This window comes from Dactylosporangium sp. CA-139066 (assembly GCF_050936175.1).
Classification (GTDB): Bacteria; Actinomycetota; Actinomycetes; order Mycobacteriales; family Micromonosporaceae; genus Dactylosporangium.
Genome location: NZ_JBNJNH010000002.1, coordinates 2,502,560 through 2,528,700, shown reverse-complemented (window position 1 = coordinate 2,528,700; position 26,141 = coordinate 2,502,560). Strand labels below are relative to the sequence as shown.

Sequence of the window (26,141 nt, the reverse complement as noted above, 5' to 3'; positions counted from 1 at the left end):
TTCTCCGGGGATGTCCCTGTCGTCGGCCGCCATGTCTTTATCAGCCGCCGAGGCCGCGCGCCCAGGCGTAGGCGCCGAGGATCTGGCCGGCCAGCGGGATGAGCGCGAGCACGAGCACGATGTCGAGCACGTCGGCGGCCCGGGCCAGGTACACCGACGGCGGCCGCGCGGCGAACCGGATCCCGGCCGCGACCGCGGCGATCGCGAGCAGCAGCAGCCCGGCGCCCACGCCGGCCTGGACCGGCCGGTCGGCGCCGGGCAGCCGGGTGATGAGCAGCGCCGCCCCGGCCACGCCGGTGAGCAGCAGCGGCAGGCGGTGCCGCACGGCGGCGAACGTCCGGGCCCGCACCGCGTTGGCCGCCGCGACCACGCCGACGAGGACGCCGGCCACGACGCCGCCCTGGCGCTCGACGAGCCAGCTCGCCACGACGTTGAGGATCGCGAACGCGAACAGCAGGCCGGTGAGGATCTCGTCGGCGCGCGCGACGCGGGCGTAGGTGGCCGCGGCCGGCGGCACCGGGTCGGGGCGCAGCAGGTCGTCGGTCGGGCGCGGCAGCTGCGGCACCGGCACCCGGCCGAGGCGGATGGACGCCTGCGGCACGGCGGGTGCCAGCAGGACCAGGACGCCGAGCAGCGCCGCGGCGCACTCGGCCGCGCCGAGGCCGGTCAGGCCGAGCAGGCCCGCCCCGACACCGAGGCCGCCCGCGGCGATGCCGGCCACGAACAGGCGCAGGCGGGCCGCGATCCCGGCGTACCCGATGACGGAGCCCACCAGCAGCGCGCCCGCGCCGACCAGCAGCTGCGGCGCGCCCAGGCCCGACAGCGGCTCGTCGCCGCCGAGGACGAGCAGGCCGCCCACGAAGGCGTACGCCAGCCCGGCCGCCCCCAGCGCCGCGCCCGCGGTCGCCTCGGACAGCGCGCGGGACAGCACGACGCCGCCGGCGAGCAGGCCCGCGGCCAGGGCGAGCGCGACGATCGCCGGGATCAGCCAGGACGGCCCGGCGGCGAGCAGCAGCCCGAGCCCGGCGACCAGCACGAGCACGCCGGCCGCGATGCCGGTGCCGCGCGTCCACGCGGGCGTCCAGGCCGCGCCGTGGCGGCGGGCGCCGGCCGCGACCGCGTCGACGACGTCGTCGTAGTCGGCCTCCGGCCACTGCGCATAGCGGGGGGTGAGATGCAGGATGTCGCCGTCGCGCACGCCCTGCGCCGCGAGGGTGCCGCCCAGGTCGAGGCGGCGGCCGTCGGTGTGGCACAGCACCCAGCCGCCGTGCTCGAGGCCCTCGTCGGCGAGCGCCTCGCCCGCGCGCGGCAGCACGCCGGGCAGCAGCATCGCCAGCGGGATCTGCTCGGGAAGCACGAGGTCGAGGCGCCGCTTGGGCGCGGCGAGCACCACCCGGGCCAGTCCGGCACCAACGTTCTCGGCCATCGCCGCGCGCTCCCTAGCCTCCGCGTCCATCGAGAGTGCCCAACGTAGCAGCGTTAGCATGTGTCCCCGTGAGCACGGTCATACGCACCCGGGCATCGCGGCGGGCCGAGCCCGAGTACCCGGCGGGAGAGCTGGTGCTCGATGCGCCCCCCGTCCTGCCCGCCTCGCCGGCGCGCAGTTGGCCGCTGCTGCTCACCGTCGTCCCGCTGCTCGTCGGGGCGGGGTCGATGGCGCTGTTGTTCGCCGGGCAGCCGATCGGGCCGCTGGTGTACCTGACGGGCGGGCTCTTCCTGCTGTCGGTCGTCGGCGTCCTCGCCGTCATGTTCGGGCGCGGCACCGGGCCCGGCCGCCGGGAACGGCTGCTCGCCCGCCAGGCCTACCTGCGCCACCTCGGCCAGCGCCGCCGGCAGGCCCGCCGGAGCGCGCAAATGCAAAGGGCGACGCTGCTGTACCGCCACCCGGACCCGGACGCGCTGTGGTCCATCCCGCCGAGCCGGCGCCTGTGGGAGCGCCGCCCCGGCGACACCGACTTCGCCGTGGTGCGGGTCGCGCTCGGCCCGCAGGCGCTCGCCACCCCGATCGTGGCGCCGCCGGCCCGCCCGCTGGACGACCCGGACCCGATGAGCGCGCTGGCGCTGCGGCGGTTCATGGCGTCGTACGCCGCCGTCGACAACCTGCCCGTCGCGATCCCGCTCGGCGACCACGCCCGCCTGCACGTCCAGGGCAGCCCGGAGCAGGCCCGGGCGCTGGCCCGCGCGATCGTCGCCCAGGCCGCCGCGTTCCACTCCCCGGACGATCTCATCGTCGCCGTGTGCGCCGGCCCGGGCGCGGCCGCGCAGTGGGAGTGGGCCAAGTGGCTGCCGCACGCCCAGCACCCGAAGCTGCGCGACGCCCTCGGCCCGGCCCGCCTGGTCGCGCCGTCCGTGGTGGCGCTCGAGACGCTGCTCGACCCGATCACCGGAAACCGCCCCCGCTTCGAGCCCGGCTTCGTCGCCCCGCACGTCCTGCTGGTCCTCGACGGCGGCGACGAGCTGCAGTCCGCGCACCTGCTTCGCCCGGGCGGCGTCGCCGGCGTGACCGTGCTGGACCTCTCGCCCCGCCCTTCGCCGCTCGACGGTGCCGCCACCGTCTCCATCGACGGCTACGGGACGCTGCTGCGCGCCACCGCCGAGGGCTGGACCCCGGCCGGCCGCGCCGACGCCCTGAGCCTTGCGGAGGCGGAGGCCCTCGCGCTGCAGCTCGCGCCCCTGCGCCCCGACTCGCCGGACGCCTCGGAGACGACCGGCGACCTCGCCCTGCTCGGCCTCGACGCGGTAGACGACTTCGACCCGGCCGCCCGCTGGTCCGCCGCCGGTGAGGGCCTGCGCGTGCGGCTCGGCTGGTCGCCCGACGGCGCCCCGGTCGAGCTCGACCTCGACCGCGACGGCCCGCACGGCCTCGTCATCGCCGCCGACGACGCCGGCCGCGCCGAGCTGCTGCGCGCGATCGTGGCCGGCCTCGCCGTCGCGTACGGCCCGGAGCGGATCAACTTCCTGCTCGTCGACGCGCACGGCGCCGGCACGTTCGCGGGCCTCGACGCGCTGCCGCACACCGGCGCGCTCATCGCCGGCCTCGCCACGCAGCCGCCGCTGGTCGACCGCCTGGCCCAGACCATCGAGGGCGAGCTGCGCCGCCGCCGGTCGGCCCGCCCCGACGCGTCGCTGGTCATCGTCGGCGACGGCCTGGGCGACGTGCCGGGGCTCGCCGCCGCGCTCGAGGAGGCCGGGCGGGCCAGGGGCCCGCTCGGGGTACACCTGCTGCTGGCTTCCCGGCGGCTGGACGAGGGCCGGTCGCGCGCCCTGGACGCGCACCTGACGTACCGCATCGGCCTCGGCCCGGCGCCGGCCGGGGACCCCGACGTGCCCGGGCGGGGCCACCTCAGCGTCGGCAGCGAGCCGCCGCGGCCGTTCCGCCCGGCGAGCGTCTCCGGCCTGTACGGCCGGTCCGCCCCGGCCGCGCCGGTCATCCACGACTACGTGGCCGCGTACGTCCCGTCGGCGACCCCCGCCGACGCCCCGCCGGTCGCCTCCGCCGGCGCCGCCGCGCTGGACGTGCTCGTCGCCCGCATGCGGGGCCAGGGCGTGCCCGCGCACCCGCTGTGGCTGCCCCCGCTGGCCGAGTCGCCCACGCTGGGCGCCCTCCTGCCCGCACCGGTCGCCGACCCGCAGCGCGGCCTGACGGTTCCCGCTCCCGAGCTGCAGGGCGGCCTGTACGCCGCGATCGGCGTCGTGGACCGCCCGCTGGAGCAGCGCCGCGACCCGCTGTGGTGGGAGCTCGCCGGCCCGGCCGGCCACGCGATCGTCGTCGGCGGCCCGGCCAGCGGCAAGAGCACCGTGCTGCGCACCCTGATCCTGGGCCTGGCGCTGTCCCACACGCCGGCCGAGGCGACGTTCCACTGCCTGGACTTCGGCGGCGGCGGCCTGCAGGCCCTGCGCGACCTCCCGCACGTGGCGGGCGTCCTCGCCCTCCACGACCAGGACGCCGTGCGCCGCACGGTGGCCGGCCTGCAGTCGCTGCGCGCCGCCCGCCAGCGCCGCTTCGCCGCGTCGTCGGTCGATTCGATGGCGACGTACCGCCGCCTGCGCCGCGCCGGCCAGCACGCCGACGACCCGTTCGGCGACGTGTTCCTGGTGATCGACGGCTGGTCGGCGCTGCGCGACTTCCCGGACCTCGCGGAGGCCCTCGACGACCTGACGAGCCGGGGCCTGACCTACGGCGTGCACGTCGTGGCCACCGCGACCCGCTGGCCGGACGTGCCGGCGCCCGTTCGCGAGCGCTTCGGCAGCCGCGTCGAGCTCCGGCTGACGGAGCCCACCGACTCCCAGATCGACCGCCGGGCCGCCGCGAACGTCCCCGACCGGGCGCCGGGCCGCGGCCTGATCCCGGGCGGCCTGCAGTTCCTGGGCGCGCTGCCGCGCCTTGACGGCCGCCCGACGACGGAGGACCTGGCGGAGGGCGTCGCGAGCCTGGTCACCCAGATCCGCGAGGCCACCCCGAAGCGCGACGCCCAGCAGCCCGCCTGACCCACACGGATCGAGGGGCGTGGAAGGCTCGCCGCGGCGGCCGGGCGTCATCGCCGGGCTCGGCGGGCTCGTCGCCGTCCTGATCGCGGCGCGGCCGGGGCTGGGGCGGTTCGAGCCCACGCTGGACCGGCTCGGCGTGGCCGCGCTCATCCTGGCGCTGGGCACCGCCGCGCTGGCGGCGGCGCACGCGGTGCACCTCGCCCGGGCACGGTAGGGCTGGCCATACCCCGAAGATCCAAGGGCGCCATGTGTCGGCGCGGCGCGGAATTTTCGAGGCTGTACGGCATGGACAACACGGCGGTCGTCGAGGTGCACGACCTGATCAAGACCTACCCGGGGGCGGGCGTCCGGGCGCTGGACGGGGTCTCGGCCCGCATCGAGCGCGGGACCTTCTGCGCCGTCATGGGGCCCTCCGGCTCGGGCAAGTCGACGCTGCTGCACTGCGCGGCGGGGCTCGACACGGCTGACTCCGGGCGGGTCACGCTGGCCGGGGAGGACATCGGGCGGCTGCGGGAGCCGCGGCTGACCGAGGTGCGGCGCCGTCGCGTGGGGTTCGTCTTCCAGGCGTACAACCTGCTCGACTCGCTCTCCGTCTGGCACAACGTGCTGCTGCCGCAGCGGCTGGCCGGAGTACGGGCGGACAAGGCCTGGGCGCGCGAGGTGATCCGGCGGGTCGGGCTCGACGGCCGGGAGGACGACCGGCCGGCGCGGCTGTCGGGCGGGCAGCGGCAGCGCGTGGCGCTGGCGCGGGCGCTCGCGGCGCGGCCCGAGGTCATCTTCGCCGACGAGCCGACCGGGGCGCTGGACCTCGCGACCGGGCGGGAGGTGCTGGGGCTGCTGCGCGAGGCCGTCGACCGCCTGGGTACGGCGATCGTCATGGTCACGCACGACCCGGCCGCGGCGGCCTGGGCCGACCGGGCGGTGTTCCTGGCCGACGGGCGCGTCGTCGACGAGCTGGACAGGCCGACCGCGCAGGGCGTCGCCCTTCGCATGAGCCAGGTGAGCGCGCGATGATGCGGCTCGCTCTCGGCACGCTGCGCCGCCACCGCGGCGCCTACGCCGGCACGTTCCTGGCCGCGCTCCTCGCGGTCGCGCTGCTCGCGGCCGGCGGGCTGCTGCTGTTCTCCGTGCTGACCGCCCGGCCGCCGGCGGACCGGTTCGCCGGCGCCGATGCGGTGGTGTCCGGCCCGCGCGAGGTGAGCGCGACGACCGTCACGCACAAGAAGCAGGACAAGACCAAGACGAAGACCAAGACCGAGCGGCTCACCGGGGCCGGGACGCTGCCGCCGGAGCTCACGTCGCGGCTGGCGGCGCTGCCGGGCGTGACCGGCGCCGTGGCCGACTACGCGTTCCCGGTGCAGCTCGGCGCCGGCGGGCCGCCGGTGGTCGGGCACGGGTGGAGCTCGGCGGCGCTGACGCCGTTCACGCTGCGGACGGGGGCCGCGCCGAAGGCCGGCGAGGTGGTCGTCGACGCCGAGCTGGCCGCGCGGATCCACGGCTCGACCGTCGAGGTGACGACGCGCACCGGGGTGTGGCCGCTGCGGATCTCCGGGATCGCCGCGCCCCCGCACGGCGACGGGCTGCCGGCGCAGGGTGCGCTGTTCGTCGCCGACGGGGACGTGGCGGCGCTGTCCGGGCTCGCCGGGCCGACCGCCATTGCCGTGCGTACCGGCGACACGACCGCCTTCGCGGCGGCGGCCCGGACGGTGACCGACGCGCCGGTGCTGACCGGCGACGACCGCGTCCGCGCGGACCTGCCGGGGGCCCTGCCGGACTACGTCGCGCCGATCTCGATCTTCGGGTTCGTCATCGCGATCACCGCGTTCGCCGCCGTGTTCGTGCTGGTCGGCACCGTGGCGCTGGGGGTTCGGCAGCGGCTGCGCGAGCTGGCGCTGCTGCGCACGATCGGGGCGACGCCGCGGGCGCTGCGGCGGCTGCTCGGCGTGGAGGCGGCCGCGCTCGGGCTCGTCGCGGCCGTACCGGCGGCGCCGCTGGGCATCGCGATCGCCGGGATGATCGCGGGGCGCTTCCGCGGCCTCGGCGTGGTGCCGGCCCAGTTCGCGGTCCGGGTCAACGTCGGCGTGCTCGTCGCCGCCGCGGCCGCCGGGGTGCTGCTCACGGTGCTGTCGGCGCGGGTCGCGGCCCGGCGGGCGGTGCGGATCGCCCCGACGCAGGCGCTGGCCGAGACGGCGGTCGCGCCCCGCGGCGCCGGCGCGCTGCGCGCCGTGCTGTCGGTGGTGGCGGCCGCCGGTGCCGTCACCGTCCTTTCCGTGGTACCCCTGGACGGCCCGCTCGGCATGGGCATGAGCTTCGTGTCGTGCGCGCTGCTGCTGTGTGCGGTGGCGGCGAGCGGTCCCCTGCTGGTGCGCGGGCTGACCGCGGTCGTGGGCCGGCTGGCGCCGGGGCGCGCGGGGCGGCTGGCGGGGCTGATCGCCCGGGCCGAGCACCGGCGCGTGGCCGCGGTCGCGGTGCCGCTCGTGCTGATGTTCGCCGTCAACGCGACGATGCTGCTGAACAGCTCGCTGCTTTCGAGGCTCGCCGCGGACGAGCAGGCGGCCCGCGGTGCGCCGGCCGACGTGCGGGTCGACACGCGGGCCGGGATGCCGCTCGCGGCCGCCGAGGCGCTCATCCACGACGCGGGGGCCACCGGCGCGGCGGCGACGATCCCGACCCGGGCGATCCTGGTGCGCGGGGGCAAGCCCGAGGACTACGCGGCGCAGGGGCTGCTGGCCACCGGCGCGCCCGCGCTGGACCTCGGCGTGCGCGACGGCGCGCTGCAAGCCGGCGGGCTGGCCATGAGTGCCTTCCTGGCCCGGCAGGAGGGGCTGCGGGTCGGCGACCGGGTGCCGGTGTGGCTGGCCGACGGTTACCGCACCGAGCTGCCGCTGACCGCTGTGTACGAGCGCTCGCACGGGTTCGGCGACCTGGTGCTGCCGGCCGCCCTCGTCGCCGCGCACGACCCGCGCGGGCTGGTCACCGGCCTGTCGCTGCGCGGGGCCGCGAAGGGCGCGGCGGTGCGCGAGGCCGCGCCGGTGGCGGGCGACGCGCCGCCGCAGCAGGGGGCGTGGGAGCTCATGGTGGCGGTGTCGCTCGGGTTCACCGCGATCGCCGTGGTCAACACGTTCGCCATCGCCACGGCCGCGCGCCGGCGGGAGTACGCCGACCTGCGGCTGGCCGGCGCGACCGGCACCCAGGTACGCCGGCTCGTCACCGCCGAGGCCGGGATCGCGGTCGCGGTGGGGGCGCTGCTCGGCGCCGCGGTCAGCGCGATCGTCGTCGGCGCGTTCAGCCTCGCCCAGGACGGGACGCTGCGAGTGTTCGTCGACCCGCCGGTGTACGCGGCGCTGCTCGGCGGCACCGCCCTGCTCGGCCTGCTGGCCGGCGCTGTGCCCGTGCGCTTCGTGGTCCGCCGGCGATGCGTACCCTGGTCCGAGTGAGGCGTACGGCGGCGGCACTGGCCTACCTGGCCGGCGGCGTGCTGGCCGGGCCGGTCGGGCTGCTGTGGAGCGTCGCCTCGACGGTCGCCGTCGCGGTGCTCGCCGTCACGCAGCTCGGCGGCCCGGCCTTCCTGGGCGCCGCCTGGGTCACCCGCCGCCTCGCCACGGCCGAGCGCCACCGCGCCGGCTGGGTGCTGGGCCGCCCGATCGCCGCGCCCTACGCGCCCACCGCGGGCGACACCCTGCGCCGGCGGGTCGCCGCCGTCGGCGCCCAGCCCGCCACCTGGCGCGACCTGGCCTGGCTGGTACTGCTGTTCCCGCTCGGCCTCGGGCTCGGCATCGCCGGGATCGTCACCGCCGCTGTCTCCTTCGGCGTGCTCACCGCGCCGGCGTGGGCCTGGGCGGTGCCCAACCCGCGGGCCCCGTTCCCCGTGAAACCATTGATGACCACGACTGCCGGGCGGTTCGGGCTGACGCTGCTGGGCCTGGCCCTGGTGCCGCTCGCGGTGTGGATCGTGCGCCGGCTGGCCGCGCTGGAGGCGGGGGTCGCGCGGGCGCTGCTCTCCCCCGGCGAGCACCTGCGCCTGGTCGAGGAGGCCGAGCGCCTCGCCCGGACGCGGGCCCGGGTCGTGGACGCGCAGGCGGCCGAGCTGCGCCGCATCGAGCGGGACCTGCACGACGGGGCGCAGGCGCGGATCGTGGCGGCCGGGATGACCCTGGCGCTGGCGGCGCGCAAGCTGCGGGCGGTCGGCGACGCCGCGCCGGGGGCCGCCGACGTCGACACCGCGCGGCGGCAGCTGGACGAGGCCCTCGCCGAGCTGCGGCGGCTGGTGCGCGGCATCCACCCGCCGATCCTGACCGACCGGGGCCTGCACGCGGCGCTGGCCGCCCTCGCCGCCGACAGCCCCCTGGCGGTCGAGGTGCGGGGCGACCCGCAGCTGCGGTTCCCCGCCGCGGTGGAGTCGGCCGCGTACTTCGTGGCCGCCGAGGGGCTCGCCAACGCGGCCAAGCACTCGGGGGCCGGCGCGTGCGTGATCGGGCTTCGCCGTACCGCCGACGGGGTCTCGATCGGAGTCGAGGACGACGGCCGCGGCGGCGCCGACCCCGCGGGCGCGGGCCTGGACGGCCTGCGGCGGCGGGTCGAGGCCCTGGACGGCACCCTGACCGTGGACAGCCCGCCGGGCGGACCCACACTGCTGCGAGCGGAGTTCCCATGCGCATCGTGATCGCCGAGGACCTGCTCCTGCTGCGCGACGGCCTCACGCGGCTGCTGACCGACACCGGGCACACCGTGGTCGCCGCGGTCGGATCGGCACCGGAGCTGCTCTCGGCGGTCGCGGCCGAGGAGCCGGATCTGTCCATTGTGGATGTACGCCTGCCGCCGGGCTTCCGCGACGAGGGGCTGCGGGCCGCGCTGGAGATCCGGGCCGCCGACCCGGCCGCGCGGGTGCTCATCCTGTCGCAGTACGTCGAGCGGGCCTACGCCGCCGACCTGCTGGCCGACGGGCGGGGCGGGGTCGGGTACCTGCTCAAGGACCGGGTGACCGCGCTGGACGAGTTCCTTGACGCGATCGAGCGCGTCGCGGCCGGCGGCACGGCGATGGACCCGGAGGTGGTCCGCCAGCTGTTCACCCGCAACGACCGCAACGCCGGCGTGGGCGCGCTGACGCCGCGGGAGCGCGAGGTGCTGGCGCTGATGGCGCAGGGGCTGTCCAACTCGGCGATCTGCGCGGCGCTGGTGCTCGCGCCGGTCTCGGTCGAGAAGCACATCACCAACATCTTCGCCAAGCTGGCGCTGCCGCCCGCGGACGACGCGCACCGCCGGGTGCGCGCCGTCCTGGCGTACCTGGGCGCGCAGGCGCGGTAGGTCAGCGGGCGGCGCCGGCGACCCGCCGCCGGCGGGCGGCCACGAGCACGGCCGCGCCGATGGCCACCAGGCCCACGCCGACCCCGGTGATGAGCACGATGTTGAGGCCGGTCCTGGGCAGGTCGCCGCCGCCACCACCCCCGCCGCCACCGGGCGTCGGGCTCGTCGTCTCCGGCGTGCCGCTCACCACGACCACGATCGGCATCCCGTCGTCCTGCGGCTGCGCCGACGCGGGCGCGCCGGCCAGGAGAAACGCGACGACCGCGGCCGATACCACGGCGAGGCGAAGGTACGGCGGGTTCGATCGGGCGACATTCATGCTTGATCCGTTCCGGCGCAACGTCTTGAGCATCCAGGCATCCTGCCCCCGGCGGGTGTCGTTCATCGACACACCGTCCGGCAATTCGGTGAACAACCCCGAACCGGCCTTTTCGGCGCAAGCAGGAGCGGCTCTGATCGGCAATATTCGAATGAATTCACAAATGCCATCACGCGGTCCTGATGGCTCTCCAGGCCGTCGTCTCGCCGTGGGCCCGGCGCTGTACCGCCGGACTTTCCACGACGCCCCGGGTCAGCCGCTCGACCGCCCGCGGCGCCTCCCGCAGCAGCCGCCGGCCCTCGGTCAGCAGGCCCGCGGGCAGGGCGGCCAGGAACCGGCCGACGTTGTACTGACACTCGCGCGCCCGCAGGTAGGAGCGGTGCGAGACGGCGACCGGCACGCCGTCGAGCTCGACCCGCCACACCCAGTGCCCGCTGGTGCCCAGCGCGGTCGAGACGGGGTTGAGCCGGTCGGCCGCGCCCACGAGGTCCAGGACGGCCCGGCGGCACTGCGCCTCGGTGTCGAAGGGGCGTTCACCCCGGCCGAGGATCCGGTTGTTGGGCGAGCACAGCATCCAGGCGGTCCGTTGTTGCCGGTCTGCAACAGAGTCGTCATCGTCGGGTGTGACGATCGCCAGGAAAATGAACCGCGGCGGCAGCATGTGGACATTCCTCCCCGAATGTTCGTTGCCGGCGCACCGGTCGGCTCGTAGCCGTCCGGCGCGCAGGCCACCGTGCTGACCCTCGATATCGGCGATGACGCGGCACGCGTACCTGACCGCACGCCGGACATGCACGAGATGAACATCAAGAAACGTTGAGTAATCCATTCAGCAGGAATGGCTGACCGAACAGGCGATAGCCAGAAGCGGCCCTATCGCGCGTGATACCGGGCGGGCGTCGGAATTGATCCTGAATGCCCGCTGTGAGCGGGCATCGGGCCGGCTCACGCCGCCGGGACATCGACCCGGACGACTCAGAAATGGACCACCGCGGCCGTACCAATCGGGCCCCAGAACGCCGCAAGGCCGGGGTGACGGGCCACTGGGGCCGATCACCCCGGCCTCGGCGGGCCGGGTGGGCGTCGATCAGGCGCCGGACGCCCGGCGACGGCGTGCCGCGTACACCAGCGTGACACCGGCGGCGATCATCGCGAGCGCGACGGCGACCAGCGAGTACACGTCGACGCCGGTCACCGGCAGGTTGCCGCCGGCCGGCGTGGTCGACGTGGACGCCGTGGGCGTCGGCGTGGGCGCCTCGGTCGTGGTGGACGTCGTCGCCGACGGGCTGGGCGAGACCGAAGGCGACGACGGGGGCTTCGACGTCGTGGGCGATGCCGACGGGGACTTCGAGGCGCTGGCCGACGGGCTCGGCGACGTCGGCGTCTCGCCGTGCACCAGCCAGCTGCCGTCGGTCTTGTAGTCCACCTGCACGGCGTCGGTGTAGGTGCCGTGCCCGGCGCCCGTGCGGCAGTCGATCATGAACAGGAACGACTCGTCCGTGCCGGGCGTGCCGGCCAGCCCCTGCACCGTGGCCATGTCGATGATGAACTTGCCGCCCCACTTCGGGGTCATCGTCACCGGGCCGAGCACGTTGCCGGAGAGCGTCTGCTCGGTGTTGCTGGTGTCGATCGTGTTGACGTTGCCCAGGCCGGTGCCCGCCGCGCAGGCGGAGTCGGCGACGAAGCTCGGCGTCTCGCTGCCGTCTCCGTTGTTCGGGGTCAGGTGGAGGCCCCCCATGTTGAGGCCCGCGGGGATCGGGTCCGGCATGGCGGACAAGGCGACCGCGGGAATGAGCATGCTCACCCCGATCGCGCCGAGCATCGCGGCGACCGCGAGGCCCAGCCGTTTCGAGAGATTCGTCTTCATGGAGAAGTACGCTGACCTTTCTGGTTTCGGATCGATCAGACGGTGGACTTCGTGCGGCGGCGGCCCATGAGGTACCAGAGACCGGCCCCGGCGCCGATCAGGGCAACCACGATGCCGACCAGGACGAACACCGTGAGGCCGCCGTCGCTCGACCCGGCGGCCGACGACGCCGGCTGCGAGCCGCTCACCCGCCAGCCGCCGCCCGCGTCGAAGTCGACGACCGCGGCGTCGGTGTAGGTGCCGTGGCCGGGTCCGGTCCGGCAGTCGACCATGAACAGGAACGACTCGGCCGTCCCGGGCGTGCCGGCGGCGGCCTGGACCGTGTTCATGTCGGCGATGAACGCGGCGCCGAAGCCCTTGGCCCGCGTCGCGTCGCCGATCACGTTCTTGGAGATGGTCTGCTCGACGCTCGCCATGTCGATCGTGTTGACGTTCGCCACGGTCGTGCCCGCCCGGCACGCGTGGTCGGCCGTGAACGCGGGCGTGTCGGTGCCGGCGCCCGAGCTCGGTGTGATGTGCAGGCCGCCGTAGGTGATCCCGGCGGGAACCGTCTTCGGCATCGCGGCCAGGGCGGCCGACGGCGAGAGCACGGCCACGGCCGCCACGAGGAGCGCGACCGCGAGCCGCGGCAGGAGCGGGGTCCTCATCCGAACCGGCCGTTGACGTAGTCGGCGGTGCGCGGGTCCTGCGGCGCGCCGAACATCGCGTCGGTCGGGCCGTGCTCCACGATGTACCCCGGCGTCCCCTGCTCGGCCAGGAAGAACGCGCAGTGGTCGCTGATCCGCTGGGCCTGCTGCATGTTGTGCGTGACGATCACGATCGTCACCTCGGCCACGAGCTCCTTGATGGTCTCCTCGATGACCCGGGTCGAGGTCGGGTCCAGCGCCGAGCAGGGCTCGTCCATCAGCAGCACCCGCGGGCGTACGGCGAGCGACCGGGCGATGCACAGCCGCTGCTGCTGGCCGCCGGAGAGCGCGCCGCCGGGCTGGCGCAGCCGGTCGCGCACCTCGCGCCAGAGCCCGGCCTTGATGAGCGACTGCTCGACGAGGTCGTCCTTCTCGGCCCGGCCGGCCCGCTGGCCGGTGAGCTTCAGGCCGGCGACCACGTTGTCGTAGATGGACATCGCCGGGAACGGGTTCGGCTTCTGGAACACCATGCCGATCTGCCGGCGGGCGTCGGTCAGGCGCCGGGACGCGTCGTAGATGTCCTCGCCGTCCAGCAGCACCTCGCCGGCCAGCGCCGCCCCCTGCACCAGCTCGTGCATCCGGTTGAGGATGCGCAGGAAGGTCGACTTGCCGCAGCCGGACGGGCCGATCAGCGCGGTCACCTCGCCCGCCGCCATGGACAGCGACACCCGGTCCAGCACCTGATGGTTGCCGAACCAGGCGCTGATGTCGCGGGCGTCGAGCCCGGCCAGCGGGCGCGGCTCGCGGTGCGCGCCGAGGTACTCGTCGTACGCGGCCAGCGCCTCGTGCGAGCTGACCCAGCCGGCTTCGGGCAGGGTCGCGTCACCGAGGTCCAGTGCGGCCGTTGGCAGGGCCGCGGTCCTTTCGTTGCCTTGGTTCACCGTGCGACTTCCCTCGTCCGTCGGGTCATATCAGGTTCGGTAGCAGCCGGGAGACCTGGTCCGCGGTCGCGAGGCCCAGGAAGCCGACCACCGGCACGGCCACGATCCACGTCTGCCAGGTGCCCCAGTACACCCGCGCGGCGGAGAGCAGGCCGACGGCGAGCAGCAGCGCCTCGCCGATGAAGACCAGCGGGAACCACACGCCGCGGTCGATCGCCATCACCTGCTCGGACGGCATGAGCTGGGAGGCCTTGAACACCTGCCGCGGTGCCGGCTTCACCTCCGAGATCAGGTCGGCGTCGACCCGCAGCGCGTCGGTGGGCGCGAACATCCCGCCGTACGCCGTGGTGAGCACGAGCCGCCCGGTGCCCGCCGCCGGCGGTGGCGGCTGCGGCATGCCGCCGTGGCGCACGTCGAGGACCTTGAAGCGGTGCTCGCCCTGGCCGGTGGTGACGGTGAACTCGTCGCCGGGCACCAGCGCCGAGAGGTCCTTGAACGGCCCGCCGTAGGTGGTCGCCTTGCCCATGATCACGCTGGCCCCGGGCTGCCCGGGCAGCGGCGTGTCCCGCCGGTGGCCCGGTCCCTTCTCCATCACCTCGCCGGTCGTCCCCTCGAAGACGACCTCCTTGCGGTGCAGCTGCGGGATGTCGAGCACCGCGACCGGCGTGCCGAGCTCGAGCAGCTTCGACGGGTCCTCGGGCTGCGTCTGCCCGGTCGGCGCGGTCCCCTGCGCGAGGTCCTTGCGGAAGTTGGCGTACGAGACGAACTGGGCCCGGTCGTGGTGCAGCCGCGACACGAAGGCCATGTAGGCGCCGAACCCGAGCAGCGTGACGGACAGGATCGTGATCGCCGTGGTGAAGACCTGCACGCCCGGCGGCACGACGCGCGGGCCGCGCCTCGGCGGCTCGGCCGGCCCCGACGCCAGGACGTCCACGCGCGGCGGTGCTGCCGGCCCATCGGCCGGCAGCACTACGGGCGCGCTCATCGCCGCCCCGCCAGGACAGCTTCGATCCGGGTCATCCGGAGGCCCCGGAGTCGCCATCGGCGGCCTTCGCCGCCAGGGCCTTCTTCTTCAGCTCCTCGACCGTGTCCTTGCGCGCCTTCGCCACCGCGGCGGCGACGACCCGGTCCTGGCGGCCGCGCCGCGTGCGCCGCAGCCACCGGACGCCGAAGTACCCGCCGACGAGCAGGACGATGAGCAGCAGCAGCGGCCACGGCGTGGCCCACAGGAAGGCCTCGGTCTCGACGGCCTTCGGTTCGGTCTCGGCCAGCGGCAGCCCGAGCGCGGTGATCTGGCTCGGCACCGCCTTAACCCGCACGGTCATCGGGCCGAGCGGGAAGACGCCGTCCAGGTGCACGGTGATCTGCGTCGACGAGCCGGGCAGCAGGTTGGGGAAGGCGGTCGGGTGGGCGCCGGCGACCTTCAGCCAGTACAGGCCCTTCACGACGACCTCGGGGCTCACGTTGAGCCGGACGTTGCCGGTGTTGTGCACGGTCAGCGTCACGTCGGTGCTGCCGCCGCTGAACGGGTTGGGGCTGCCGTGGTAGCTGGCGCTCACCGACTCGACGGCGATGCCCGGGCTCAGCGGGCCCGCGACGCGCAGGTACAGCGGCACGCCCAGGCGGCGGTCCACCTTGACGGGGCCGTTGGCGCTGTTCTCCTCGACGCCGATCGAGGCGAGGATGCCGCCGGTGTGGTCCCCGGGCGTGGCGGTGTCCGGGATCGTCAGGGTGATCGGCTCGTTGGCGCGCTCGTTCGGCTTCAGGGTGACGCTGGTCTTCATGATCTGGACCCAGGCGCCGACGTCCTTCGGCTTCTCGGCGGCCGGCTGCAGCTGCAGCGCGCCGTTGTTGCCGTTCAGGGCGTCGGTCGCGTAGAGCTGGAACGTCACCGGCATTGCGCTGAAGTTGGTCACGGCGACGTAGTCGTGCACGACCGTGCCGGGCTTGATGTCGCGGTACGAGAACTCCTTGCGACCGTCCGGGCCCTGCGCGCCGGCCGGCTGGACCGACCACCGGATGGAGCCCGGCGGTGCGGGGTCGACGCCGCCGGCGGTGCTGGTGGGGGCCGACGGCGTGGGCGTCGGCGTGGGCGCCGCGCCGGCCGGGCCGCCCGTCAGCGTGATCGCGGCGGCGACCAGCAGGGAAACCACGACGCTGGTCGCGCTCGCTCGGCGCAGGTGGCGCGGAGTGGTCATCTCAGCACGTCCGTTCAGTTCGGTGGAGCTCTACGGCCGGATCGGGGAGGAGCCCGCGGCCGTGCCGCGCGCCCCTCCCCTTTTCAGGACCTAGGCGAGCGGGGTGCCGCCGAGGCCGGTGATCGTGATCGTCGCGGCGTACGTACCCGGCGTGGTGCCCCGCGGGAAGTCCAGGGACAGGGCCGCACCGAGCTTGCTGTCACCGAGACCCTTGCCCGCCTGCGCGCCGCCCAGGATGCTGGCGGAGGTCAGGCCGGGGGTCGTCCCGGTGGTCACGGTGGTACCGGCGGAGACGTTCGCCGCCGGGTTCTGCGCCACCACGGACGGCGCCCAGCCCAGGCTGGAACCCGGGAAGTGCTTGGTGGCGTCGGTGGTGTTGGTGAACTGGCCGACCTGGCCGGTGACGGACCAGCCGGGAACCGTCTGGTCACGGCCGTCGGAGACGTTCACGTTCTTGAGGTTGCCCTCGGCGTGGAAGTGGCGGGCGTCGCCCGTGCCCGTGAGGTGGGCGGTGCCCATGTCGACGATGCCCGGGTCCACCGTCATGGTGAACACGCCCTGCTCCTGCGGAACGCCGACCTGGATGTTCTCCGTGGCGGTCGCCGTGTCGCTGGCGACCTGAACGGTGGCCGAGGAGGTCGAGTTCGAGTCCGAGAACGCGGCGGCGTTGGCCGAGTGGAACGTCGCGGTGATGGTGTGCGAGCCCAGGGTCAGGCTCGTGGACGAGAAGGTGAAGGTGCCGCTGCCCGACGGGGTCGTGAACAGCGTGGTGGCGCCTTCCTTGAACTCAACGGTGCCCGTCGCGGCCGCGGGGCTCACGGTGGCCGTGACCGTCACGTTGGTGCCCGGCGCCACGGTCTGCGAGGCGGGGGTCAGCGTGGTGGTCGTCGGCTGGACAACCGGGCCCGACCCGTGAACCTGCCAGGAGCCGTCGGCGGCGAAGTCCACCTGCACGGCGTCCGTGTAGGTGCCGTGACCGGCACCCGTGCGGCAGTCGATCAGGAACAGGAACGACTCGGCGGTACCCGGGGTACCACCCAGCGCCTGAACCGTGGCGAGGTCGGTGCTGAACGTGCCGCCGAAGCCGGCGTTCACCGCGACCGGGCCGAGCACGTTGTTGGAGATCGTCTGCTCGGTGCCGCCCAGGTCGATCGTGTTCACGTTCGCCAGGTTGGTGCCCGCCGCGCAGGCGTGGTCGGCAACGAAGCTCGGGAGCTCACTGCCGTTGCCGGAACTCGGGGTCAGGTGAAGGCCACCGAGGCTGATGCCCGCGGGGAACGGGTTGGGCAGCTCGGCGTTGGCGATCGAGGGAACGAGCAGGCTCGCACCCATGGCACCGAGGACCACCCCGGCCGCCAGGGCCTGGCGCTTCAGGGAACTGGTCTTCATCAGGGGCTACACTGACCTTTCTGGTAGAGGGCAATGCCCGCTGCACGGCCCCGGATCACCCTGGGGATTGCGCCCCCAGGGAGTCTGTTGGGGTGTTCGGCGGATTGATCCACGGGCGTGCAATGGCGTTGCCGAGGGTCGGTGCCCGGCCGGCCTGGCCGGCCAGGCACCGACCTGATTTCAGAGATCTCAGTCGTTGGCGTAGGCGCGCAGATTGTCAGCGATCGCGCCGCAGGTGTGGCCGAGCGGCGAGGACGAGAGCAGGGCGAAGCCGTAGCTCAGGATGACCGCCGACTTGCCGCAGAGACCCTGCTGCGGGCCGAAGACCGAGTAGAGCGTCGCGTCGAACTTCGGGTCGCCCTGCTTGACCTTCGCGTACTCCACGACGTTGTAGACCTCACGCCGGACGATGAAGGTGGACTGGAGGTTGCCCGTCTCCACCGTCGGGAAGGCGCCGGTGAGCGGGTTGGAGACCGCGCTCGTCGTGACGTTCACCAGGCTGTGCAGGTGGGCGCCGTGACGACGGTCGCCGTGACCGTTGCGCTGCGCGACCCACTGCGCGACCGAGAACGGGGCGAGGCCCAGCGCGTCGTTCTGCAGGACCGTGCCGTCGTGCTCCTCGACGAGCGCGCCGGTGTAGTCGGTGCCGTTCCAGGCGTGGTCGTGCACCCAGCCGCCGACCGTGCCGATGCCCATCTTGCTCAGCCAGAAGCTGCGGGTGCCCGAGCCGTTCTGCGGGATGTACAGGTGGATCGGGGTCGCACCGCCGGCGCAGGGGGCGACGTTGCACTGCGGGTCGTAGGTGGTGCCGTTGACCGTCACGGCCGCGCCGTCACGGTACAGCTTCTGCAGCGTGCCCTGGCCCGTGGTGGCGTTGAGCGGGTCGATGCTGAGCGCGTTGTAGTTGGTCGCGGTGGCGTCGCCGAAGTGCTGGCTGGCGATGGAGACCGCGTCCAGCGCGAAGGGGATGTACACCCACCGGCCGGAGTTCGACTGGTTGGTGCCCGGGTCGCCGGACGAACGGGCGAAGTCGACGCAGCCGGCCTCCGGCTGGTCCACCTCGTCGGCGAACGGGGCGTTGATCGCGGCCGTCACGCCGCCCGACTGACGAATCGCGGTGACGCCCTGACCCGAGCCGTTCGGGCGGTTGAAGGTGCAGTCGCGCTTCGGGCTGATCACCAGGTGCTGCGCCTTGGAGATCGGGTCGATGGCGTCCCAGGAACCGACGACACCGAGGCCGATGGCGTCGGCGGCACCGTTCATGACGTCCTGGGTGGTGTCGGAGCCGACACCGGCCAGGCTGCCCACCGGGTCGGCGGAGGCGGGCCCGGCCACGCCGACGACGAGGCCCGCGGCAACGGTGGCCGTGGCGATACCGCCGACGAACAACCTCCGCACGAGCCGCTTCGTGTTGATCATGTGCGTCCTTTCCTGCGATGGGGGCCGCAATGCCCGCCCCGGCTCGGAGCGAGCGACATCATCTTGTGGAAACCAACAGCCGGGCCGATACCGGTTGTGCATGGAGGCTCGCGATACTTGCGGGCACGCCGTTCTTAAGGACGGGTTAAGCAGTTCTGTACGGCCGTTCCAGTGACCGTCGTCTGTTGTTCACGACGACGGTCACTGCGAGACGGGATCGCGGGCCTGGCGTCACGGCGGGAGCCGGCGGCTGAGACCCAGCCGGAGCAGCGGCCCGCCGACGGCCCCGACCAGGCCGGCGGTGAGCACGACCACCAGCGCCCACCGGACCAGGCCCACCGCCGTGTGCGGGGTGGACAGTGCCGCGGGCACCGCGCTGGCCGACGTCGTCGTGAACGCGCCCGCCGACGAGCTGGACGCCACCGGTCGCGCGCCCGGATTGGGCACGGTGCCGGTGTTGCCGCCGCCCCCGCCGCTGCCGCCGCCTCCGCCGCCGTTGCCGTTGCCCGACCCCCCGTTGTCCGGCGTGGTCGCCGTCGGCGAGGGCAGGTTGGCCAGGAGGTCGGCGATCTGCGTGGAGGCCTCGCGCAGGGGCTGGGGCAGCGGGAGGTATCCGTGCGGCAGCTGACCGGGGTCGACGCCGGGCGTCTGGCCCTCGTTCACCGCGAACTTGATGAACGCGGCGTAGTCGGCGAGCGCGTCCCGCTCCTGGTTCAGCCGGACGGCGGCGTACGTGATCGAGGTCAGCGGGTACGCGCCCGCCATCACCTTCGCCGGGTCCACCTGCGGCACCTGGTCGGGCGCGATCACGATGCCGGAGAAGGCGGCGGTCACCGACGCCACCGTGGGCGACACGCATCCGGTACCGTCGCCCTTGCACAGCTGGGCCGGCACGACGCCGTAGTTGGCCAGGCTCGCGGAGTCCATGACTCCCCACATGAAGATCGAGCCCGGGAACTGGACCGGCTGGTCGACGACCCACCAGCCAGGCGTGCCGCTGGGCGAGCGCGCATTGGGGTTCCAGCTGACCCCGTCGGGGTTCGCCGCGCCCCGCACCCGGCTCGCGCTTTCGTCGAAGTTCTCCATGTAGGGGATCTGGTCCAGCGTGCACTTGCCGCGCTCCGGCTCCTCGGACTGCGGCGTCCGGTAGCACTGGTTGACGCGCGGGAACGAGTCGATCGGGCCGGCTCCGGCGAGGTTCAGATCCTTGTAGGCGGGGTTGACGACCATGCCGTTCTCGTCCGCGGTGCCGGTCAGCCAGGCGCGCGCCGACTCGTCGGTCAGGATCCACGCCCAGACCTGCCGGAGGATGCCGGAGTGCTCCGCCGTCAGCTGCGGGGTCATGAGCTCGGCCCCGCCCCGCTGGCCGACGTCGGGATTGACCTTGATGAACTCGGGGTCCTGGGTCATCAGGCGCGGGTTCTTCCGGGCCCACTCCGGGCCGGCGCCGCCGTTGCTGTCGACGTCGACGAGGTCGTTGCGGTAGGACTGCGTCAGCGCCTTGGCCAGCAGGCGCGGCGTCATCTTGACCGGCGCGGTCCGATAGCCCCCGGGCGCGAGGTTGACGTGGAAGCCGAACGTGAGCGCCGACACGGCGACCGGTGCGTACACGATCGGCGGCAGGGCGGGCGGGGTCGAGCCCGAGCGGGTGGCCTCGCTGCCGATGTTGACGGTGGTGAAGGCGAGCCCGGTCTCGGAGAACGAGTTCGTCAGCTCGGCCGTGTTCGAGGCCTCGGGGGTCGAGGCGAACCCGTAGAGCTTGCTGCAGTTCGCCGCGGTGTTCAGCGCGAGCTGCCACGAGTAGACCGCGCGGGAGACGACCTCGGTGCCCTGGGTCTGGCGCTCCTTGGCCGACCCGATGGGGCAGTTGGGCTCGACGGGGCTGTAGCCGAGGTGGATCTGGATGCGCTGGGCCCACGACCCGGCCCCGAGCGGCGAGCCCTGCATGACGTAGCCCTGGTCGTCGGTGCCCAGCTTCCAACCATTGGCCATGTACTCCCCGCGCGGCACGATGACGAGCCAGCACCCCCGGGGCTTGCCGTTCGTGAGCACCTCGCCGCAGCCGAGCCCGGACGCCTCGCGGCGGGTCAGCGTGTTGAAGAACACCTCGCCGGTCCCGTCGGCCCGGGTCTCGGCCAGCTGGATCTCGTTGGAGTTGAACTTGTTGTACGGCCAGTCGATCGGCTTGAACAGCGGGTCGGTCGTCTTGACCGGGATGAAGGGCACGAAGAAGGAGTTCTCGGCGCCGGGGTCCTGATGGCTGTAGCCGGGCGCGCCCTTGTCCTCGCCCGGGTCGCAGCCGTTGGCGGGCGAGGAGCCGTCCGCCAGCGTCAGGGGCTTGTCGGCGCTGGGCGTGCCGCCGGAGCAGACCTGGCCGCCCCGGGACACCGCGCTCTGGCTTCCGGCGTTGGTGGCCCGCAGGCCGTCGCTGCCGAACTGGCAGTTCTCCGGATTGGGCCCGGCGTCCGTGTCGCCGTAGCACTCCATGATCTGCAGGTAGTTCGAGAGGAACGCGCCGCCGGCGCCGGTCGCCTTGCCGCCCTTCCAGCTCACCCGGACGGCCTGGTGGACCAGGTTCTCGGTCTGCCCGACGGACACCTCGAGGTTCTTGAAGTCGTCGTACATGAACTTGTAGGCGCTGTCCGGGTCCCGCGGCTTCACGACCGTCTTGTTGTCCGGGCCGAGCAGGCCCTTGTCCCACCGGACGGTGACCTTGGAGTCGGTCTCCCCGTTGCCGGTGATCTGGTCGACGGTGTCCGCGCCCCGCGCCGGGCCGACCGGCCCGAGCGCGACCAGCCCGAGCGCGGCGACCGCGGCGACGAGGCCGCTCGCCAGCCGCCGGCGCAGGGTCAGATTGACCATCATCACAGGCCCCCGGATCCGTCGCGCCGGGCGCGGCGGTTCGCACCGGCCTGGGCGACCAGCGGCGGGATCAGGCCCAGGCCCAGCAGCAGCGCCGCCGCGACCACCATGAGGGCGATCTCGAAGCCGTTGCCGAGGTCGGCGGCGGTGTCCACCGCCGCCGCGTCGACCTGGTTCGGGCCGTTTTCCGAGCCCGAACCGCCGCCGCTGCCTCCGCCCCCGCCGCCGCTGCAGATGCCGGTGTCGGCGTCGCAGGTCTGGCCGGAGCCGGGTCCGGCGCTCTCGTTGCCGCCGGTGCCGCCGCCGTTGGTGCCGCCGGTGCCGGTCCCGCCGCCACCGTTGTTGTTCCCGCCGCCGTTGTTGTTGCCGCTACCGCCACCGTTGTTGCCGCCGCCACCGCCGTTGTTGGGGTTGGCGCCGCCGGTGCCGGTCGTGCACTGGGACGGTCCCTGCTTGTCGCAGTCCGGCGGCATCGGGTCGTTGGTGGCGAGGGTGTTGGTGCCGTCGGTCGAGAACGTCGGGTTGTTGCAGGAGCGCAGGTCGGACGGGGGCGGCACGCTGGCGCCCGGTATCAGGGCCAGCTGTTCGAAGCCCGCCTTCACCAGGTTGATCGGCAGTGCCGAGTAGCCCAGCGCGTTGACCTGGCTCTGCCCCTGGCACAAGAGATATTTGCCGAAGTCGCCGAGGGTCTTGCCCTTGGCATTGCTGAAGCCGAACTGGTTCGTGGTCGGCATGACCATGTACGAGTACGAGGACAGCACATACGTGCGTTTGTCCATGTTGGTGTACACCTTGCCGAGCTTCTGCGTCAGATAGCTGGCCTTGTCGTTCTTGTCCATGTTGATCTCGGCGGCGAGCAGCGACACGGCCACGTGCCCGGCGGTGGGCTCGGTGTAGTAGCCCGCCGGGTTGAGCACCTTCGCCACCGGGAAGCCGGCCTGGATCGCGTACGAGTACTCGACGTAGCCGATCGACCCGACCGCGCCCTCCTGGCTGACGTAGCCGGAGACGCCGAGGTCGCCGGGCTGCCCGATCATCGCGGAGCCGCTGAGGACCGGGTAGGCGGACGTCTGCGTGCAGGGGTTGCGGCCGACCTTGGCGCAGTAGTCCGTCCAGTACCGCCCCTGTGTGGCGATCATCCACTGGCTGAACTGGGCGCTGGAGCCGGAGCCGTCCGAGCGGACCACCGGGACGATCGTGATGGCCGGCAGGCTCAGGCCGGGGTTGTCGGCCTTGATCGCCGGGTCGTTCCACTTGGTCAGCACGCCCGTGAAGATCTTGGCGATGTTCTCGCCGGACAGCCGCAGGTTGGTGACCCGCTTGGTGCCGATCTTCAGGTTGTACATGAACGTCGTGCCGCCGGCGGTGTCCGGCATGTAGACGTACCCGCGGTCCGGCGGGTCGTCGCGGCTGTTGCCGTCCGTGACGCCGTAGGGGATGTCGGTCGCGGCCCAGTCGAGGGTGCCCTCGCGGAACTTGGACCGGCCGGTGGTCGAGCCGCTGCGCTCGTAGTCGACGCGCATGCCGTACTGGGCCACGTTGCCGATCCACGCGTGGAACGCGTTGTACGACCAGGTGGAGCCGCCGCCGGAGATGGGCACGTAGTCGGCCGCGACCGCGGGTCGCGCGGGACCGACGAGACTCACCATCGCGCCCAGGAGCGCCGTGATGAGCGCCGCCGATCGGCGACGCCATCGGAAACGCCGATTGTTCATGGTCGAGCCTCTTCCTGCCTCTCAACAGCGGGTGCATTGACGGGGCCGGCAATGCCGAAGGATTCCGGTCGTCGCCCGGCGATGCGCCGGGCGTCACGTTGCGAAGCGGCCGCGCGGCGCCGGCGGCCGCCCGCGGAGAGCTCGCCGGGGGCTCGGCCGCCGATCGCGCGGGTGGCGAGGAACAGCACGACGACGATGAACAGCAGGACCAGCGCCGTGCCGAAGCCGCGGGCGATCTCGTTCTTCTCCGGCGCCTGCACCTGGGTGTACGCCAGCAGCGGCAGCGACATCATCGAGCCGCTCATCGGGTTGAGGTTCATGTAGCCGGTCGCCCCGGCGGTCAGCAGGACCGGGCTGGTCTCGCCGATCGCGCGGGCGGCGCCGAGGATCACGGCCGTCGCCAGGCCCGATCGGGCGGTCGGCAGCAGCACGTGCCACGTGGTCCGCCAGCGGCTGGCGCCCAGCGCCAGCGAGGCCTCCTTGAGCGAGCCGGGCACCAGCCGGAACACCACGTCGGCGGCTCGAATGATGATCGGCAGGATCGAGACGGCGAGCGCGGCGGCGGCCGCGAAGCCCGACGGCCCGAGGTGGAAGATCAGGATCAGGGTCGCGTAGATGAACAGGCCGGCGATGATGTCCGGCAGCGCGGTCATCGCCTCGACGACGGTGCGGATGAAGCGGGAGAACCGCCCGGGGACCTCGTGCAGGTACACCGCGGCGAGCAGACCCAGCGGCACCGCGATGCCCAGCGCGATGCTGAGCTCGATGAGCGTGCCGGCGATCGCGTGGGCCACGCCGCCCTTGGTGAGCGGGTCCGCGGCCAGGCTGCGGCTCGCATCCTCGGTGTAGAAGTTCAGGTGCACCACCGCGCGCCAGCCGCGCCACACCGCGTACCCGATGACGAAGACGAGCACGACGGCCAGCACCGCGGCCAGCGAGTGCACGACGAACCCGCTGATGCGGCCGCGCACCACCGCGCGGTTCTCGTCGAAGGAGACCAGCGCCGCGTAGCAGATGACGGTCACCAGCCAGGTCACGACGACGTACCCGAGGAAGCCCGTGAACGGGCCGAGCTGGGTGAACAGCACACCGGTCGTGGCGCACCCGGCCGAGACCGCGCCGAGGATCGCCAGCACGTCGCTGCGCCGCACGCCGCTGATGCGGCGCGGGCGCTGGGCGGTGGACCCCGCGGGGCGGCCCGGCACGCTGGTGGCGCCGCGCACCGGGACCTCGGTCCGCGCGCCGCCGATGTTCTCGGTCGGGCCGGCCGATGACTGAGCCTGCAGCACGGTCGTCACACCTCGCTCATCGCGCCGGACCGGGACCGCGAGACGACCCAGGCCGCGCCGAAGTTGACGAGCAGCGTCAGCACGAACAGTGCCACGCCGGCCGCCATGAGGGCCGAGATGCCGAACGGGCTCGCCTCGCCGTAGCGCAGGGCGATCAGCGCCGAGACCGTGCCGGTGCCGTGCTCCAGCACGTGCGGCTGGATCTCGAAGCGCGGCGAGATGATCATGACGACGGCGATCGTCTCGCCCAGCGCCCGGCCCAGCCCCAGCATGGTGCCGCCGATGGCGGCGCCGCGGCCGAAGGGCAGCACGACGCTGCGGATCATGCCCCACTTGGTGGCGCCCAGCGCGAAGGCGCCCTCGCGCTCGCCGACCGGTGCCAGGCCGAACGCCTCCCGCATCACCGAGCAGGCGATCGGCGCCACCATGAACGCCACGACCACGCCGGCGATGAACGCCGAGGAGGTGTACGCCGTCGGCGTGGCCAGCGGGTCGTGCCGCTCGACGCCATCGACCTTGAAGATCGGGATCCAGCCGAACCAGTCGGAGATCCACCGCGACAGGTCGACGATCCACCACTGCAGGAAGAAGGCGCCCCACAGGCCGAACACCACGCTCGGCACGGCGGCCATGAGGTCCACGCCCATGATCGCCCAGCGCTTCAGCCACCGCGGCGCGTACTCGGAGATGTAGAGCGCGGTGCCCATGGCCAGCGGCACCGCGACCAGGATCGCGATGATCGCGATCAGCACGGTGCCGACGATCACCGCGGCGATGCCGAAGCCGCCGCCGTCCGGGTTCCACGTCTCGGTGGTGATGAAGCTGAACCCGCTCCGGCTCAGCGCCTCCCAGGCCCGGTAGACCAGGAACGTGCCGACCAGCACCATGAGCACCAGCACGAGGCTGCCGCCGCTGCGGGCCACGCCCCGGAAGATCCGGTCGGTCGGGCCCGGGTTCTCGACGAGCTTGCGCCGCGTCGGCCGGACCGTCGTGGCGCTCATTGCCCGCCCCGGACGGCCTGGCTCAGCAGGCCCACCGGCCGCCGGTCCGCCATGGTCACCACGGTGTCGGCGAGCTCCGCGTCGGCGGACAGCTCGAGGAACTTGGCCGCGCCGAGGCGGCTGTCCTGGTCCCGCTTGTACCAGCGACCGCTGATCGCGACGGCCGCGCCGTCGAGCTCGAGCCGCCATCCCCAGCGGCCGGTCGGCCGGTCGCGGACCGCCTGCGGGACGAGCCGGTCAAGGCCCTCGGTCAGCTCGGCGAACGCGTCGAGCGCGAGCCGGTAGCTCGGGAAGCTGAGCGCGCTGCGCCCCAGCTCGTGGTTGTTGGTGCCGATCAGCCGCCACGCGTACCACTCGCCGCGCCAGATCGCCCGCGCCGCGGAGTCGGCCGAGCCGGCCGCGGACAGCGCCTCGACCGGCACCGTCGCCAGCGACCAACCCATCCGGTGCGGGTGCACCGAAGCCGGTCCACACAGGACCTGGATACGTACGTGGGGCATCAATCAGCTCCAGCCTCGCGCTTCGCACTCCCGTACGATCCCGCCCGGGTGCAGTGCTGAACCTTGCAAGGCCGTGCCACGCCCCGACGGGCAAATAGTTAACGCCGAACGAACCGTGCGTCGCCGAACGTGGATCGTGACCGATTCGGGGTTTAAACACAGAATGAGATCTTCAGCGCTGTAACCGTTCAGCCGATACGATTCGAGTTGGTCGGCGTGTTGA

21 protein-coding genes are annotated in these 26,141 nt (G+C 73.6%); 6 read left to right on the top strand and 15 right to left on the bottom strand.

Annotated elements, in window-relative coordinates; genetic code table 11:
• Nucleotides 1–40: 40 nt before the first annotated feature.
• The gene (gene eccD / locus ACQEVU_RS56375; RefSeq protein ID WP_433339461.1) at nucleotides 41–1,426 is read right to left on the bottom strand and encodes a type VII secretion integral membrane protein EccD; all 1,386 of its coding nucleotides are present in this window, start codon (nucleotides 1,424–1,426) and stop codon (nucleotides 41–43) included.
• 68 nt (nucleotides 1,427–1,494) lie between these two features.
• Between eccD and eccCb the strand changes: the two genes are divergently transcribed.
• From eccCb to ACQEVU_RS56345, 6 genes are all read left to right on the top strand, one after another.
• The gene (gene eccCb / locus ACQEVU_RS56370) at nucleotides 1,495–4,488 is read left to right on the top strand and encodes a type VII secretion protein EccCb (protein WP_433339460.1); all 2,994 of its coding nucleotides are present in this window, start codon (nucleotides 1,495–1,497) and stop codon (nucleotides 4,486–4,488) included.
• Nucleotides 4,489–4,507: 19 nt separating this feature from the next.
• A complete protein-coding gene (locus tag ACQEVU_RS56365; protein ID WP_433339459.1) occupies nucleotides 4,508–4,702 on the top strand; it encodes a hypothetical protein in 195 nt (64 codons plus the stop codon).
• Nucleotides 4,703–4,773: 71 nt separating this feature from the next.
• Entirely contained in the window at nucleotides 4,774–5,502 is a 729-nt protein-coding gene (locus tag ACQEVU_RS56360) for an ABC transporter ATP-binding protein (protein ID WP_433339458.1), read from the top strand.
• The gene (locus ACQEVU_RS56355; RefSeq protein ID WP_433339457.1) at nucleotides 5,499–7,925 is read left to right on the top strand and encodes an FtsX-like permease family protein; all 2,427 of its coding nucleotides are present in this window, start codon (nucleotides 5,499–5,501) and stop codon (nucleotides 7,923–7,925) included. Before ACQEVU_RS56360 ends, ACQEVU_RS56355 begins: the two co-directional genes overlap by 4 nt.
• On the top strand, nucleotides 7,922–9,151 hold the full coding sequence (locus tag ACQEVU_RS56350) for a sensor histidine kinase (protein ID WP_433339456.1): 1,230 nt from the start codon (nucleotides 7,922–7,924) through the stop codon (nucleotides 9,149–9,151). The genes ACQEVU_RS56355 and ACQEVU_RS56350 overlap by 4 nt, the downstream gene beginning before the upstream one ends.
• Nucleotides 9,139–9,792, top strand: a complete 654-nt coding sequence (locus ACQEVU_RS56345; RefSeq protein ID WP_433339455.1) for a response regulator transcription factor — start codon at nucleotides 9,139–9,141, stop codon at nucleotides 9,790–9,792. Before ACQEVU_RS56350 ends, ACQEVU_RS56345 begins: the two co-directional genes overlap by 13 nt.
• A 1-nt stretch (nucleotide 9,793) precedes the next feature.
• Here the strand turns inward: ACQEVU_RS56345 and ACQEVU_RS56340 are convergent, their stop codons facing one another.
• From ACQEVU_RS56340 to ACQEVU_RS56275, 14 genes are all read right to left on the bottom strand, one after another.
• On the bottom strand, nucleotides 9,794–10,111 hold the full coding sequence (locus tag ACQEVU_RS56340; protein ID WP_433339454.1) for an LPXTG cell wall anchor domain-containing protein: 318 nt from the start codon (nucleotides 10,109–10,111) through the stop codon (nucleotides 9,794–9,796).
• Nucleotides 10,112–10,280: 169 nt separating this feature from the next.
• On the bottom strand, nucleotides 10,281–10,772 hold the full coding sequence (locus tag ACQEVU_RS56335) for a hypothetical protein (RefSeq protein WP_433339453.1): 492 nt from the start codon (nucleotides 10,770–10,772) through the stop codon (nucleotides 10,281–10,283).
• Nucleotides 10,773–11,198: 426 nt separating this feature from the next.
• Nucleotides 11,199–11,978 (bottom strand): hypothetical protein, encoded by a 780-nt coding sequence (locus tag ACQEVU_RS56330; protein ID WP_433339452.1) that lies wholly within the window; start codon nucleotides 11,976–11,978, stop codon nucleotides 11,199–11,201.
• Between the two features lie 35 nt (nucleotides 11,979–12,013).
• Complete coding sequence (locus tag ACQEVU_RS56325) at nucleotides 12,014–12,625, bottom strand: hypothetical protein (protein WP_433339451.1); 612 nt, start codon at nucleotides 12,623–12,625, stop codon at nucleotides 12,014–12,016.
• The gene (locus ACQEVU_RS56320; RefSeq protein WP_433339450.1) at nucleotides 12,622–13,545 is read right to left on the bottom strand and encodes a phosphate ABC transporter ATP-binding protein; all 924 of its coding nucleotides are present in this window, start codon (nucleotides 13,543–13,545) and stop codon (nucleotides 12,622–12,624) included. The genes ACQEVU_RS56325 and ACQEVU_RS56320 overlap by 4 nt, the downstream gene beginning before the upstream one ends.
• A gap of 25 nt (nucleotides 13,546–13,570) precedes the next feature.
• The gene (locus ACQEVU_RS56315) at nucleotides 13,571–14,530 is read right to left on the bottom strand and encodes a sortase domain-containing protein (RefSeq protein ID WP_433339449.1); all 960 of its coding nucleotides are present in this window, start codon (nucleotides 14,528–14,530) and stop codon (nucleotides 13,571–13,573) included.
• Nucleotides 14,531–14,561: 31 nt separating this feature from the next.
• Nucleotides 14,562–15,743, bottom strand: a complete 1,182-nt coding sequence (locus tag ACQEVU_RS56310; protein ID WP_433339448.1) for a WxL protein peptidoglycan domain-containing protein — start codon at nucleotides 15,741–15,743, stop codon at nucleotides 14,562–14,564.
• 90 nt (nucleotides 15,744–15,833) lie between these two features.
• Nucleotides 15,834–17,132 carry an Ig-like domain repeat protein gene (locus tag ACQEVU_RS56305; protein ID WP_433339447.1) on the bottom strand — a complete coding sequence of 433 codons (1,299 nt, stop codon included), beginning with the start codon at nucleotides 17,130–17,132 and terminating at the stop codon, nucleotides 15,834–15,836.
• A gap of 189 nt (nucleotides 17,133–17,321) precedes the next feature.
• A complete protein-coding gene (locus ACQEVU_RS56300; protein ID WP_433339446.1) occupies nucleotides 17,322–18,551 on the bottom strand; it encodes a hypothetical protein in 1,230 nt (409 codons plus the stop codon).
• 231 nt (nucleotides 18,552–18,782) lie between these two features.
• Nucleotides 18,783–21,416, bottom strand: a complete 2,634-nt coding sequence (locus ACQEVU_RS56295) for a hypothetical protein (protein WP_433339445.1) — start codon at nucleotides 21,414–21,416, stop codon at nucleotides 18,783–18,785.
• Nucleotides 21,416–23,128: a phosphate ABC transporter substrate-binding protein PstS gene (locus ACQEVU_RS56290; protein ID WP_433339444.1), complete on the bottom strand. Its 1,713-nt coding sequence runs from the start codon at nucleotides 23,126–23,128 to the stop codon at nucleotides 21,416–21,418. Before ACQEVU_RS56290 ends, ACQEVU_RS56295 begins: the two co-directional genes overlap by 1 nt.
• Nucleotides 23,125–24,426: a phosphate ABC transporter permease PstA gene (gene pstA, locus ACQEVU_RS56285; protein WP_433339443.1), complete on the bottom strand. Its 1,302-nt coding sequence runs from the start codon at nucleotides 24,424–24,426 to the stop codon at nucleotides 23,125–23,127. Before pstA ends, ACQEVU_RS56290 begins: the two co-directional genes overlap by 4 nt.
• Nucleotides 24,423–25,418, bottom strand: a complete 996-nt coding sequence (gene pstC, locus ACQEVU_RS56280) for a phosphate ABC transporter permease subunit PstC (protein WP_433339442.1) — start codon at nucleotides 25,416–25,418, stop codon at nucleotides 24,423–24,425. Before pstC ends, pstA begins: the two co-directional genes overlap by 4 nt.
• A complete protein-coding gene (locus ACQEVU_RS56275; RefSeq protein ID WP_433339441.1) occupies nucleotides 25,415–25,918 on the bottom strand; it encodes a hypothetical protein in 504 nt (167 codons plus the stop codon). The genes pstC and ACQEVU_RS56275 overlap by 4 nt, the downstream gene beginning before the upstream one ends.
• Nucleotides 25,919–26,141: the final 223 nt, after the last annotated feature.

Bases quoted from the DNA above. Each gene is read 5' to 3' on its own strand.
- eccD (WP_433339461.1), bottom strand. From the start codon at position 1,426: ATGGCCGAGAACGTTGGTGCCGGACTGGCCCGGGTGGTGCTCGCCGCG.
- ACQEVU_RS56360 (WP_433339458.1), top strand. From the start codon at position 4,774: ATGGACAACACGGCGGTCGTCGAGGTGCACGACCTGATCAAGACCTAC.
- ACQEVU_RS56355 (WP_433339457.1), top strand. From the start codon at position 5,499: ATGATGCGGCTCGCTCTCGGCACGCTGCGCCGCCACCGCGGCGCCTAC.
- ACQEVU_RS56345 (WP_433339455.1), top strand. From the start codon at position 9,139: ATGCGCATCGTGATCGCCGAGGACCTGCTCCTGCTGCGCGACGGCCTC.
- ACQEVU_RS56340 (WP_433339454.1), bottom strand. From the start codon at position 10,111: ATGAATGTCGCCCGATCGAACCCGCCGTACCTTCGCCTCGCCGTGGTA.
- ACQEVU_RS56335 (WP_433339453.1), bottom strand. From the start codon at position 10,772: ATGCTGCCGCCGCGGTTCATTTTCCTGGCGATCGTCACACCCGACGAT.
- ACQEVU_RS56330 (WP_433339452.1), bottom strand. From the start codon at position 11,978: ATGAAGACGAATCTCTCGAAACGGCTGGGCCTCGCGGTCGCCGCGATG.
- ACQEVU_RS56325 (WP_433339451.1), bottom strand. From the start codon at position 12,625: ATGAGGACCCCGCTCCTGCCGCGGCTCGCGGTCGCGCTCCTCGTGGCG.
- ACQEVU_RS56315 (WP_433339449.1), bottom strand. From the start codon at position 14,530: ATGAGCGCGCCCGTAGTGCTGCCGGCCGATGGGCCGGCAGCACCGCCG.
- ACQEVU_RS56310 (WP_433339448.1), bottom strand. From the start codon at position 15,743: ATGACCACTCCGCGCCACCTGCGCCGAGCGAGCGCGACCAGCGTCGTG.
- ACQEVU_RS56305 (WP_433339447.1), bottom strand. From the start codon at position 17,132: ATGAAGACCAGTTCCCTGAAGCGCCAGGCCCTGGCGGCCGGGGTGGTC.
- ACQEVU_RS56300 (WP_433339446.1), bottom strand. From the start codon at position 18,551: ATGATCAACACGAAGCGGCTCGTGCGGAGGTTGTTCGTCGGCGGTATC.
- ACQEVU_RS56295 (WP_433339445.1), bottom strand. From the start codon at position 21,416: ATGATGGTCAATCTGACCCTGCGCCGGCGGCTGGCGAGCGGCCTCGTC.
- ACQEVU_RS56290 (WP_433339444.1), bottom strand. From the start codon at position 23,128: ATGAACAATCGGCGTTTCCGATGGCGTCGCCGATCGGCGGCGCTCATC.
- pstC (WP_433339442.1), bottom strand. From the start codon at position 25,418: ATGAGCGCCACGACGGTCCGGCCGACGCGGCGCAAGCTCGTCGAGAAC.
- ACQEVU_RS56275 (WP_433339441.1), bottom strand. From the start codon at position 25,918: ATGCCCCACGTACGTATCCAGGTCCTGTGTGGACCGGCTTCGGTGCAC.